Consider the following 12,303-nt stretch of genomic DNA (forward strand, 5'->3'; position numbering starts at 1 on the left):
GCCACTTTATGCACTCAAGCCAGACCACTTGGACACGGCCCAACCCGCGCGGGGTGGCAGCCTAGCGTGCGGTGTGACGGCGAAGGGTGAACCGATCCACCACTTTCCAACGCGCGGGCGGTGTGCCGGCAGCTTCTACCCAGACCGGGCGGGCCTGGCCGGGCAGATCGCCGGGGTTCGCCCGGTTCAAGGCCCATTGCTTGGGCACTTCGTCGCACCCGAAAAAGTAGCCCGTCAGGTCACCCCTGGCATCCAGGCGAAAACGCAGAAAGCCTTTGTAGTCTCCGCAGGCCAGCGGTGAAAAGGCGTTGTTCCACATCAGACCGCACCGCGCCATGGCCCAGAAGTACACCCCCGCAATCAGCCCGCCTGCGACCGTGCCTAAAACTGCACAACAGAGCGCGGCCAAGAGATCCGATACGCCCGGTGCTGAACAGACCCTGGCGGCGGAACCTCGCCAGCCGAGGTCTGACACCAATTGCGTGACCCACCATATAGCGCCCAGTTGGAGGGCTGCGTGGATCACTGGCGACCCCCATCGCGCGAGCTTGCCCGGCTCGTCTTTAGACAAGCTGAAGCACATCGCAACGATTGCCGCCCACACGGCCAGCCGGGCACCGTCTGAACACGCGAGCCAGAAGGTGGCGGCATACGCCAGGCCGAGCACCAAAGGAAACATCAGGTTGCCCTGCCCTACACCGCGCAGCAAAGAGCCGCCTCGCGGGTCGAGACTGTTCCAAGCGAACTTGAACAACGACCACCAAATCTGGCGCCCCAAGGCGCGCGAGACGTCCGGTGCGGGATAGCGGCACTGGGCTGCATAGGCGGAAGCTGCATCGCGCTCTGACGGAACCGTGCCGATGCAGGTCGCGTGCCCCAGTTCGGGGCTGATGGCATTCGGGTCGTGGAGCGCTTGGCGAACCTTGGGCTGCGACAAAGATACCGCGTGCGTGGGATGCAAAAACGCCCCGCCTGCGCCACAGGTCACCAGCAGATCGGCCGCTGTGGGATCGGGACTGGGAGATGCCTCCCGGCAGTAATGATGCACGTCCCCCGCGATACGCATACGGATGTGCAGACCTTTGGCCTCCAGAATGGCCTCCAGCCGCTGGTAGCGTTTGGGGTAGCCTTCGGGAGCACCATCGCCCAGCGGTCTCGTCCAATACGGCTCAGGGTAGATCAGGATCAGCTGATCACCGGGAGCCATCACATGGTTAGGATTGGCCGCTCCGTTGATTGTGTCGCCCGCCAGTCGCCGGAAGGCCTCGTACTGGCCGCGGTCCAGGTCACCCGTCAAGGCAAAGTCAAACCCCAATACCCACCATCCTTGCGGAAGGCGTGTGGCGAAATACGAGCGCTTTTGTGGCGTGCGCAGTCCGAAGACTTCGCCATTGTCACGGTCTACAAAGTAGCGTTTGAAGGTGGAAAGGCTGTCAAACCAATCGTGGTTTTGCGCAATCGCATAGCTGCTGCGGCCAGCGGTGTCTGAGCCAGGCGTGGCGCGGGCGCCCTCGAACACTTCCAGAAAACGATATTGATATTCATAGGCGCTGGCGCCCGGGTAGCTGAGATCGCCACCCAAAAACAACACGCGGCCCCGGGGGCAGAGCTCGCCTTCGCCATCGTCCATGGCTTCAGTCTGCACGGCTCGCGCAACGGTATAGGTTGCATTGCCGCCATCGCCGGTATCGGACAAAAAGTCGAACCAGAACTCGCCATCCGGCCCGACCTCTGCGGTGTGATCTACCGCTTCAAACACACCGGTCCACAGCTCCCGGGGATCCGCATTGCGAATCACATCGGAGCTGGACACCAACTCACGCGCAGATTGCAGCAGTACGGCGGGGTTGTACCAAGCGACAGGCCAGCGTTGGTGGGGCGGCTCACCCGCCCCGAAACGATATTGCGGCATAGAAACTCCCTTTTTTGTTGTCTATTTCTACCCAATAAGTTTGCGCGCCCCTGCCGTCACCAACAAAAAGGCCCGGCCACCTGGAGGTGCCGGGCCTATTCAACACAAAAATGTCTGCGTTGAACGCGCCAACCGGGGTGTGTGGCTTACTCTTTTTGTTCAATCAGGCGGTTAATGCGCAGAGCCAACAGCGTGCAGATCGCTCCCGACAGCAGGTACAAAGATACCGCACCCAGACCGAACTTGGCAGAGAGCCCCAGCGCCACCAACGGTGCAAAGCCCGCACCCAGCAACCACGCTAGGTCAGCCGACAAGGCTGCACCGGTGTAACGGTACTTGGGAGAAAAGTTGGATGTCACCGTGCCGGAGGCTTGGCCATAGGAGAGCCCCAACAACACGAAACTGGTCAGCAAAAAGAGGTTGTTGCCGACTTCACCGGCACCCAATAGCCATGGGGTCACGAAGCTGAAAAGACCGATCAACAGGGCCATGGTGCCCAAAAGGTTGCGGCGTCCGATACGGTCAGCCAACCAACCGGAAAACACGATAGCGCCAGCAGCCAAAATAGCCCCGATGATTTGGATCTGCAGCACGTCGCCGATAGCCTGCTCCGAGTACATGGCAATCCACGACAAGGGGAATACCGTCGCCAAGTGGAACAGTGCAAAGCTGGCCAGCGCGGCAAATGCGCCCAAGACCACGTTGCCCCCTTCATCGCGCAACACATGCCGCACGCTCACCGGCTGAAGCTCCAACTCTTGCAAGCGTTCGGCATAAGACTGCCCCACTACCAAGCGCAAGCGGGCAAACAGCGCCACGACGTTGATGGCAAACGCGACAAAAAACGGATAGCGCCAGCCGTAGCTCAGGAACTCTGCCGGTGTCAGACTGCTGTGCAGATAGGCAAACAAGCCCGCTGCCAAGATGAAACCTACGGGCGCGCCCAGTTGGCCCACCATCGAGAACCAGCCCCTGCGCTCCTTGGGTGCGCTCATGGCCAACAGAGAGGGCAATCCGTCCCACGAGCCGCCCATGCCCAGCCCCTGGCCGATCCGCAAAATCACAATGGCGGCGATAGCGGTGAGCCCGGCGTCTGCATAGCTTGGCAAGAAGGCCATGCCAGCGGTGCTGGATCCCAGTAAAAAGAGTGCAATCGTGAGCTTGGTGCCCCGACCCCAGCGCCGCTGGATGGCCATGGAGAGCGCTGTGCCGACCGGCCGCGCAACAAATGCCAGAGAAAAAATGGCAAAGGCCATCAATGTGCCATCCAAGCGCGCCATCTGCGGGAATAGCAATCCCGGGAAGACCAGCACACAGGCGATGCCGAATACAAAGAAGTCGAAATACTCAGATGCTCGCCCGATGATGACGCCTACCGCAATCTCACCTGGAGTGACATCTTCGTCGGTGTGTGCTCCTGAAAGCGATACCGAGCTCTCGAACCCGTGCCCGCTGGGGGCTGTGGATGCTGGTGTGTACATGATGCCGTCCTTAAATCAACTTCTACGGCCATGTTTTACACCCGCGCGAGGCAGAAAACCTCGGCTTGCACTAATCTCCTCCTCAGGAAAACCCTGATTGCAACTTCAAAAGCGGATCGGTTGACCTTGGACAAAATGTCCAATGGACAAATTTGTTAACGAAATTACAGTCAGAAGCTGTCAATAAAGTGTTTAACAAGGGTGCCTCACCCAGGCATTAACAACATGTTCAAAATCAAAGCATTGAAAAGGTGCTCTGCGCTGGCGACCATTGCAATGGCCGCTGCGCTCTCGGGCTGCAGCAAGGCTGTAGTGCTGAACCCCGCTGGAGATATTGCAGCGCAGCAAGGTCAAATGGTGATCACAGCCACCTTGCTGATGCTGATCATCATCGTTCCGGTCATCTTCCTGACCTTGTTTTTTGCCTGGAAGTACCGCCAGAGCAATACCGAGGCGGAATACGAGCCCGATTGGCACCACTCCACTTCCTTGGAGCTTGTGATCTGGACAGTTCCCCTCTTGATCATCATCGCGCTGGGCGCCTTGACCTGGATCGGCACCCACAAACTCGACCCTTACCGTCCCTTGGACCGTATTGACGCACAGCGCGCCCTGCCGGCTGACGTCAAGCCCATGGAAGTGCAAGTGGTGGCGATGGACTGGAAATGGTTGTTCTTCTACCCCGAGCAAGGCATTGCCACGGTGAACGAGCTCGCTGCACCTGTGGACCGACCCATTCTGTTCAAGCTGACGTCCACATCGACCATGAACGCGTTTTATGTGCCGGATCTGGCCGGCATGATTTACGCCATGCCCGGCATGCAAACCGAATTGAACGCTGTGATCAACCGCCCTGGCGTCTTCAAAGGCATGTCTTCGCACTACAGCGGCGCTGGCTTTTCGGGGATGACTTTCAAATTTCACGGTTTGAGCAATGAAGACTTTGCGCAGTGGGTGAACAAAGCCAAAACCGAAGGCAAGGCTTTGGATCGCGCCACTTACCAAAACTTGGTCAAGCCCAGCGAACGTGACCCGGTGCAGCGCTTTGCCAGCGTCGAAGCCGGCCTGTATGACAAGGTGCTGAACCGTTGTGTCGAAGACGGAAAAATGTGCATGCACCACATGATGGCGATCGACGCCCGTGGTGGCCAGACCTACGTGAAAGCCATGGGGCTGAGCATGCCGCAAGATGTTTGCACCGTGCAAAACGCGAACCAAGTGATCGCGGCACTCGAGACACGCAACGCCAACCGCGCCGTCATCCAACAATAACTTTCGCTCCGGTGGCCTATTGTGGCCACGGGTGCATTGCTAAAGAGACTTTATATGTCCTCACAAACTTTGACTGATACCCACTGGGCGCTAGGCCGGCTGAGCTGGGATGCCGTGCCCATGACGCATGACCCCATCATTTTGGGGACGTTCATCATGGTCGTATTGGGTGGTTTGGGCGTGTTTGCCCTGATGACCAAGTTCCGCCTTTGGGGCCCTTTCTGGCGCGATTGGGTTTGTAGCATCGACCACAAAAAGATCGGCATCATGTACATGGTGCTCGGTTTGGTGATGCTATTGCGCGGCTTTGCAGATGCCGTGATGATGCGGTTGCAACAGTCCATGGCCTTCGGCGACAACATGGGTTACCTGCCGCCGCATCACTATGACCAGATCTTCACCGCCCACGGTGTGATCATGATTTTCTTCGTGGCCATGCCTTTGGTCACCGGGCTCATGAACTACCTGATTCCGCTGCAAATCGGCGCGCGGGACGTGTCGTTCCCATTCCTGAACAATTTCAGCTTCTGGATGACGACCGCCGGAGCCATTCTTGTGATGTTTTCGCTGTTCTTGGGTGAGTTCTCTACTTCCGGATGGTTGGCTCTCTCCAACTTGGGTGCACAGAGCCCGAGCACCGGTTTGGACTATTACATCTGGGCGCTACAGATTGCAGGGGTCGGGACCACGCTCTCCGGCATCAACTTGATCGTCACGATCATCAAAATGCGCGCCCCCGGCATGACCTTGATGCGCATGCCCGTGTTCACCTGGACAGCACTTTGCACCAACGCCTTGATCGTGGCATCGTTCCCGGTCCTGACAGCGGCTTTGGTGCTCATGTCCCTAGACCGCTACGTAGGCACCAACTTTTTCACCAACGAGCTGGGCGGTAACCCCATGCTGTACGTGAACCTGATTTGGATCTGGGGCCACCCAGAGGTCTACATCCTGATCCTGCCGGCTTTCGGTGTGTTCTCGGAAATCGTGGCTACTTTCAGCAAAAAGCGCCTTTTCGGCTACACCTCCATGGTGTACGCGACGGTGTGTATCACGATCCTGTCTTACGTTGTGTGGCTGCACCACTTCTTCACCATGGGCTCCGGCGCAAGCGTGAATACCTTCTTCGGTATCACGACCATGATCATCTCGATCCCCACGGGCGCGAAGATCTTCAACTGGCTGTTCACCATGTACAAGGGGCGGATCCGCTTCGAGTTGCCCATGATGTGGACGGTTGCCTTCATGATCACCTTTGCCCTGGGCGGCATGACTGGCGTGTTGTTGGCTGTGCCACCCGCTGACTTTGTGTTGCACAACAGCTTGTTCCTGATTGCACACTTCCACAACGTGATCATCGGCGGTGTGGTGTTCGGCATGTTCGCAGGCATCAACTACTGGTTCCCCAAGGCCTTTGGCTACAAACTCGACCACAAGTGGGGTGTCCGCTCCTTCTGGCTGTGGGTCGTCGGTTTCTGGGTAGCATTCACCCCGCTCTATGTGCTGGGCCTGATGGGTGTTACCCGCCGCGCGAACCACTTCGAAGACCAATCCCTACAGATCTGGTTTGTGATCGCAGCTGTCGGCGCTGCCATGATTGCCGGCGGTATCGCCTGCTTCCTCATCCAACTGCTGGTGAGCTACCTCAAGCGCGAAGAACTGCGGGATTGGACCGGCGACCCATGGGGTGGCCGCACCTTGGAATGGGCGACCTCATCTCCACCACCTGACTACAACTTTGCATTCACACCCGTGGTGCACGAAATTGATGCCTGGTGGGACATGAAGAAGCACGCTTACAAGCGCCCTCTGAGTGGCTTTGAGCCGATCCACATGCCGGCCAATACCGCTGCAGGCGTTGTGATCTCTGCTTTGTCTCTGGTATTCGGCTTCGCCTTGATTTGGCATATGTGGTTGCTCGCCGGTGCATCGTTTGCTGCGCTGCTCTTGGTATCCATCGCCCACACCTTCAACTACAAGCGTGACTTCTACATCCCGGCTGCGCAAGTGAATGCCTCCGAAGAAGCCCGCACACTCCAATTGGCCCGCCATGTCTAACATGAACAACTCACACGGCGCCGCTGCCGGCGCGCTCTCGCCCCGCGAGTACCACCTGGCCCATGAGCCTCATCCTGAAAACGGAACGGCCCTAGGCTTCTGGCTGTACCTGATGAGCGACTGTCTCATCTTCGCAGCCCTGTTCGCGACTTACGGCGTCCTGGGCCGCAGCTATGCGGCCGGCCCTACCGGAGCGGAGCTGTTTGACCTGACGCTGGTAGCCATCAACACGGCGTTCCTGCTGCTCTCATCCATCACCTTCGGATTTGCCATGCTGCGCAAGCAACTCGGCGATGTGAAAGGAACCCTGATTTGGCTAGCAGTGACGGGCCTTTTCGGCCTGTGCTTCCTGGCTCTGGAGTTGTACGAGTTTTATCACTTGATTCACCAAGGGGCTACACCGCAACGCAGCGCATTCTTGTCGGCCTTCTTCACCCTGGTGGGTACCCACGGCCTCCACGTGGCGTTCGGTTTGGTATGGCTAGTCGTTCTGATGATCCAGATCAAGCAGCACGGCCTCACACCAGCCAACAACCGGCGCCTCATGTGTTTGTCCATGTTCTGGCACTTCTTGGACGTGATCTGGATCGGTGTCTTTACTTTCGTTTACTTGATGGGAGTGCTGTAAATGAGCGCACACAATTCTCATGCGTCGCACGGGCACGATGACCACGCGCACGGCGGCCACGATGCCAATGAACCCCACAGCACCTTTTCGGGCTACATGACGGGTTTCTTGCTGTCCATCATCCTGACGGCTATACCGTTCTGGTTGGTCATGGCCAAGGTCATCTCCGACCGCCCCACTGCTGTCATGGTGCTGGGTGGCTTTGCGGTCATTCAAATTCTGGTGCACATGTTCTACTTCTTGCACATGAACGGCAAGGTGGAGGGCGGTTGGACCTTGCTGTCCACCATCTTCACCGTGGTGTTCGTCGCCATCGCGATTGCGGGCACTCTGTGGGTCATGTTCCACATGAACACCAACATGATGCCGAGCCACACCGACATGCCAGCGATGGAGCAAGCGGCACCAGCCGCAGCGCCCAAGACCGGCCTCTAAACCTAACCCAAGAACCGCATCTTGAGTGATTCGCCGCTTCAACCGCAGGTCGGCGAACGCTCAAGGTGGCGGTTGGCTTTGGTGGCAGTGCTATGCCTCGTGCTTGTAGTGGGCTTATTGCGGCTGGGAACCTGGCAACTGGAGCGCCGCACCTGGAAACTGGCGCTGATCGAGCAGGTGACTCAGCGCTTGCAGCAACCCCCTCTGGCCTTGCCCGACAGCCGACAGTGGGCTGGCCTTCAACCGGCTGACTTTGAATATCTTTATGTCAAAACCACTGGCCAATGGCTAACTGACAAAACGGTGCTAACGCAAGCTACCACCGCGCTGGGCTCCGGGTTTTGGGTCCTGACCCCGCTGGCTCTATCAGACGGGTCTAGCCTGCTGGTGAACCGGGGCTTCATTCCTGCCGCCCAACGCGCGCAGTGGCAGCCACCTTCCGGTGCGAGCGGTGCCCCTGTGGGGAATGTCAACATTCAGGGCTTGCTGCGCAAATCAGAACCCGACGGTGGCTTTTTGCGGAAAAACGACCCTGCGTCGCAACGCTGGTTTTCACGCGACGTTACCGCGATTGCCCAAGCGCAACAACTCAAAGGTCCTGCGCCGTTTTTCCTGGATTCCGGCTTGCCAGATACCACCCTGAATAGCAACCTTGAAGCCCGCCCCTCTTCCGCTGGCCCATGGCCGCGGGAAGGGTTGACAGTAGTTCGCTTTAGCAACAGCCACTTGGTATACGCCATCACTTGGTTCGGTCTGGCACTGATGGTGATGGTGGCTGGAGGGTTTGTGGTCCGTTATGAGCGGCGCTTGCGCCGCGGGGGCCACAATACCGCCCATGGATACCCGCGCTAATTCCCCCACCGCAGCGCCGACCGCGCCCTCCCCGCGCAACGATGCCTACGCCGGCCTGAGAAACCTCCACCAGCTGATACAGCTGCGCTGGATTGCTGCAGCCGGACAGCTACTCACCATTCAAGCCACGCATTACAGCCTGGGCATGAAAATCCCGGTGGAGCCCATGCTGGCCATCGTGGGAGCCATGGCGTTTTTCAATCTCGCTTGTTTGCTGCGCTGGCACACCCGACAAGCGGTGCATGAGGTGGAGCTGTTCATCGGGCTGCTGGTCGATGTAGCGGCACTGACCGCCCAGCTCTATTTGAGCGGAGGCATCAGCAACCCATTCGTCTTTTTGTATCTGCTGCAAATCGCGGTGGGGGCGATGCTGCTCAGGGGTGGGTATATCGGCTCCATCGTCGCGATCGCATCGGCCTGCGTCGCGTTTTTGGCGACCTCCAGCCTGCCGTTGCCACTTGCACCGAACTTGCAGGATGGATTGTCCAGCCCCTACGTGCTGGGCTTGTTGGTGTGCTTTCTGCTCAACGCAGTGCTTGTAGTGGTGTTTATCACCCGCATCAACACCAACCTGCGTCGCCGCGATGCGCGCCTGGCTGCAGCCCGGCAACGCGCCGCTGAGGAAGAGCACATTGTTCGCATGGGATTGCTCGCCTCCGGCGCCGCCCATGAGTTGGGCACCCCTTTAGCCACCCTCGCCGTGATCCTGGGGGACTGGAAGCACATGCCCGCCGTCATACGGGATACAAGCCTCAAGGAAGACATTGCCGAAATGGAGGCCCAGGTGCAACGCTGCAAAAGCATTGTGAGCGGCATCTTGCTCTCTGCAGGCGAAACGCGTGGCGAGCACTCCAGCCAAACCACTGCACGCGAATTCCTGGATCACTTGGTGCGCGAGTGGCGAGCCACCCGCAATGTCGGGACCTTTGTGTACGACAACCTGATCAACGACAACGCGGCCATGGTCGCGGACACCACCTTTGAGCAAATGGTGTTCAACGTGCTGGACAACGCGCGCGATGCTTCGCCCCACTGGGTGCAACTCCATGCCAGCCGCGATGCAGATGTGCTGTGCATCACCATTACCGACCGCGGACCCGGCTTTGACGCCCATGTGCTATCCCAACTTGGGCAACCCTACCAATCCACCAAGGGCAAGCCAGGCGGCGGACTGGGGCTCTTTTTGTCCATGAATGTCGCACGCACCTTGGGCGGCAGCTTGCGCGCCGAAAACCTACCGTCCGGCGGTGCCCGCGTCACGATTACGCTGTCAATGAACGAACTCTCCATGCCCGAAACCGTAACCGAAGTACCCCATGGACACTGACCGCCTGCTCCTGATCGTTGAAGACGACGAAGCCTTTGCCCGCACCCTGACCCGCTCTTTCGAGCGACGCGGTTACCGGGTGCTGCGTGCGGATGGTCTTCAGGGCGTGGAGGTCTTGCTAGCTGCACACACCCCGGAGTTTGCTGTGGTCGACCTCAAGCTCAAAGGCGAGGCCAGCGGGCTCGCCTGTGTCCGCGCGCTTCACGCCCACAGCGAGGCCATGCGCATTGTGGTGCTCACCGGATTTGCCAGCATCGCCACGGCCGTCGAGGCGATCAAACTGGGCGCAAGCCATTACCTGGCCAAACCTTCCAATACCGATGACATTGAGGCCGCCTTTGGTCTGGACGAAGGCAACACCGAGGTGGCCCTGACCAACCGGTCCAGCTCAATCAAGACCTTGGAATGGGAGCGCATCCACGAAGTGCTGGCCGAGAGTGATTTCAATATTTCCGAAGCAGCCCGGCGACTTGGCATGCACCGGCGGACACTCAGCCGGAAACTGGAAAAGCACAGAGTTTGATTTTTTAACAATTTCAAACACAAATCACAAATAAACGGTATATTTGAGCCAACTGGTCGAAATACGAAGCCAGTGGCTCAGTGACGGTTTGTGCTACCAAAAAAATCTTTTTTGGCTCATGTAACAAAAAGCTGAATCCACTACGCTGCGTGTCGCGTATCCAGTGTGCCAGTCGGCACGAACTCGTCTAACACACCGGAGCAACGCATGAAATTCAAACGCAGCAGCATCGTCATGGCCTGCTTAATGGCCACAGTAGCAGGCAGCGCAATGGCCTCCAGCCATCGTGAAGCGCCTTTCATCACCACCAGCCCCAAAGTGGATGGCACGGACTTTTATATGTTCCGCAGCTACGAAGGTGTGGCCGCTAACGGGACCGGGGGTCGCTCTGACTATGTCACGCTGATTGCCAACTACCAGCCCCTGCAGACACCGTATGGCGGCCCCAACTACTTCTCGATGGATCCGAACGCGCTGTACGAAATCCACATCGACAACAACGGTGACGCCAAAGAGGACTTGACCTTCCAGTTCAAGTTCAACAACAAGCTCAACAATGTCGGCTTGGATATCGGCAGCGCCAAAAATGTCGCGATTCCCCTCATTCAGGCCGGCACAGTGGCAAACGTCAACGATGCCAACCTCAACTTGAACGAAACCTACACAGTTAAAGTAGTCCGCGGAGACCGTCGCAAGGGCACTTCCTCGTCGATCGTGAAGGCCAGCGGTGGTAGCGCAACTTTCGAAAAACCAGTCGACTACATTGGTGAAAAAACACTGGGTACAAAATCCAGCTACGAAACATACGCCAACAAGCACATCCACGAGATGACGATTCCAGGCTGCAACACACCGGGCAAAGTCTTCGTCGGTCAGCGGCAGGAGGGCTTTGCGGTCAACCTTGGCACCGTTTTTGACCTGGTGAATTCGACGACGGGCGTTTTGCTGAACCCCGCCAACAAAGATGCCGCAGGTATGGGTGGTAACCACATCATCCAAAAGTCAAACGTCACCAGCATCGCGATGGAAATCCATAAGAGCTGTTTGACTGCCGGCACAGACCCTGTCATCGGCGGCTGGACTACCGCCAGCATGCGCCAAGCCCGCTTGCTCAACGGCAAGCCTGCCTCTGGCCATCAGGCAAGCGAAAAGGCCGGTGGCGCTTGGGTGCAGGTGTCCCGCTTGGGTAACCCGCTCGTCAACGAACTGGTCATTGGTGTGAAAGACAAAGACGCGTTCAATGCCTCCAAGCCGCAGGACGACACACAGTTTTTGACGTATGTCACCAACCCCACATTGCCAGCGTTGCTAGGCCGTGTGTTGAAGGGCAGCGATACGGCTGTGGCGCCGACCAATCTGCCCCGCACAGATTTAGCGACTGTCTTCTTGACCGGTATCAACGGCATCAACAAGCCGACCAATGTCACACCTTCCGAGATGCTGCGATTGGACACCAGCAAGGCCCCTGTGCCCTTTGCGGACCAAAACCGCTTGGGTGTAGCTGGGAATGCACTGACGCCAGGTGGTACTGACAACGCCGGATTCCCGAATGGCCGTCGCCCCAAGGACGACGTGGTTGACATCGCCTTGGTCGCGGTCTTGGGTGGCTTGTGCGTGATCAACGGTGACTCTAATGCACTGGGCTTGAACGGGGTTCCCGGGGTGCCTAGCCTGACCTCCCAGTGCAAGCCCTCCAGCGTGCCGCTCGGTGCTGACTCAGCCAAGATCCACGACGCTGTAGACCAAGCTACCGTGCCGTTCCTGTCCGGCTTTCCCTACCTCAATACGCCAAACCCAGGCGCAGTGAACTAAGGA

The 12,303-nt window shown here is 58.2% G+C and carries 10 protein-coding genes; 8 read left to right on the forward strand and 2 right to left on the reverse strand.

The genetic code is table 11. The features are described from left to right. Positions 1–61: 61 nt before the first annotated feature. Together RAE21_RS07330 and RAE21_RS07335 are read right to left on the reverse strand one after the other, a co-directional pair. Entirely contained in the window at positions 62–1,912 is a 1,851-nt protein-coding gene (locus tag RAE21_RS07330) for a hypothetical protein (RefSeq protein ID WP_313880798.1), read from the reverse strand. Between the two features lie 146 nt (positions 1,913–2,058). Continuing rightward, positions 2,059–3,393 carry an MFS transporter gene (locus RAE21_RS07335; RefSeq protein WP_313875987.1) on the reverse strand — a complete coding sequence of 445 codons (1,335 nt, stop codon included), beginning with the start codon at positions 3,391–3,393 and terminating at the stop codon, positions 2,059–2,061. A 225-nt stretch (positions 3,394–3,618) separates the two neighbouring features. Between RAE21_RS07335 and cyoA the strand changes: the two genes are divergently transcribed. From cyoA to RAE21_RS07375, 8 genes are all read left to right on the forward strand, one after another. Next, a complete protein-coding gene (gene cyoA, locus RAE21_RS07340; RefSeq protein ID WP_313880799.1) occupies positions 3,619–4,665 on the forward strand; it encodes a ubiquinol oxidase subunit II in 1,047 nt (348 codons plus the stop codon). A gap of 54 nt (positions 4,666–4,719) precedes the next feature. Further along, positions 4,720–6,723: a cytochrome o ubiquinol oxidase subunit I gene (gene cyoB, locus RAE21_RS07345; RefSeq protein WP_313880800.1), complete on the forward strand. Its 2,004-nt coding sequence runs from the start codon at positions 4,720–4,722 to the stop codon at positions 6,721–6,723. Continuing rightward, entirely contained in the window at positions 6,716–7,351 is a 636-nt protein-coding gene (gene cyoC, locus RAE21_RS07350) for a cytochrome o ubiquinol oxidase subunit III (RefSeq protein WP_313880801.1), read from the forward strand. The genes cyoB and cyoC overlap by 8 nt, the downstream gene beginning before the upstream one ends. Beyond that, the gene (cyoD, locus tag RAE21_RS07355) at positions 7,352–7,786 is read left to right on the forward strand and encodes a cytochrome o ubiquinol oxidase subunit IV (protein WP_313880802.1); all 435 of its coding nucleotides are present in this window, start codon (positions 7,352–7,354) and stop codon (positions 7,784–7,786) included. It begins immediately after the preceding gene. Positions 7,787–7,807: 21 nt separating this feature from the next. Next, the gene (locus RAE21_RS07360; protein WP_313880803.1) at positions 7,808–8,638 is read left to right on the forward strand and encodes an SURF1 family protein; all 831 of its coding nucleotides are present in this window, start codon (positions 7,808–7,810) and stop codon (positions 8,636–8,638) included. Next, on the forward strand, positions 8,622–9,965 hold the full coding sequence (locus RAE21_RS07365) for an ATP-binding protein (protein ID WP_313880804.1): 1,344 nt from the start codon (positions 8,622–8,624) through the stop codon (positions 9,963–9,965). The genes RAE21_RS07360 and RAE21_RS07365 overlap by 17 nt, the downstream gene beginning before the upstream one ends. Beyond that, the gene (locus RAE21_RS07370) at positions 9,955–10,488 is read left to right on the forward strand and encodes a response regulator transcription factor (protein WP_313880805.1); all 534 of its coding nucleotides are present in this window, start codon (positions 9,955–9,957) and stop codon (positions 10,486–10,488) included. Before RAE21_RS07365 ends, RAE21_RS07370 begins: the two co-directional genes overlap by 11 nt. A 207-nt stretch (positions 10,489–10,695) precedes the next feature. Then, complete coding sequence (locus RAE21_RS07375) at positions 10,696–12,300, forward strand: DUF4331 domain-containing protein (protein WP_313880806.1); 1,605 nt, start codon at positions 10,696–10,698, stop codon at positions 12,298–12,300. The last annotated feature ends 3 nt before the right edge of the window (positions 12,301–12,303 follow it).

The organism is Rhodoferax potami (genome assembly GCF_032193765.1).
In the GTDB taxonomy this organism is placed as follows: domain Bacteria; phylum Pseudomonadota; class Gammaproteobacteria; order Burkholderiales; family Burkholderiaceae_C; genus Allorhodoferax; species Allorhodoferax potami.

Coding starts and splice junctions, on each gene's coding strand:
- RAE21_RS07330 (WP_313880798.1), bottom strand. CDS start 1,912: ATGCCGCAATATCGTTTCGGGGCGGGTGAGCCGCCCCACCAACGCTGG.
- RAE21_RS07335 (WP_313875987.1), bottom strand. CDS start 3,393: ATGTACACACCAGCATCCACAGCCCCCAGCGGGCACGGGTTCGAGAGC.
- cyoA (WP_313880799.1), top strand. CDS start 3,619: ATGTTCAAAATCAAAGCATTGAAAAGGTGCTCTGCGCTGGCGACCATT.
- cyoB (WP_313880800.1), top strand. CDS start 4,720: ATGTCCTCACAAACTTTGACTGATACCCACTGGGCGCTAGGCCGGCTG.
- cyoC (WP_313880801.1), top strand. CDS start 6,716: ATGTCTAACATGAACAACTCACACGGCGCCGCTGCCGGCGCGCTCTCG.
- cyoD (WP_313880802.1), top strand. CDS start 7,352: ATGAGCGCACACAATTCTCATGCGTCGCACGGGCACGATGACCACGCG.
- RAE21_RS07365 (WP_313880804.1), top strand. CDS start 8,622: ATGGATACCCGCGCTAATTCCCCCACCGCAGCGCCGACCGCGCCCTCC.
- RAE21_RS07370 (WP_313880805.1), top strand. CDS start 9,955: ATGGACACTGACCGCCTGCTCCTGATCGTTGAAGACGACGAAGCCTTT.
- RAE21_RS07375 (WP_313880806.1), top strand. CDS start 10,696: ATGAAATTCAAACGCAGCAGCATCGTCATGGCCTGCTTAATGGCCACA.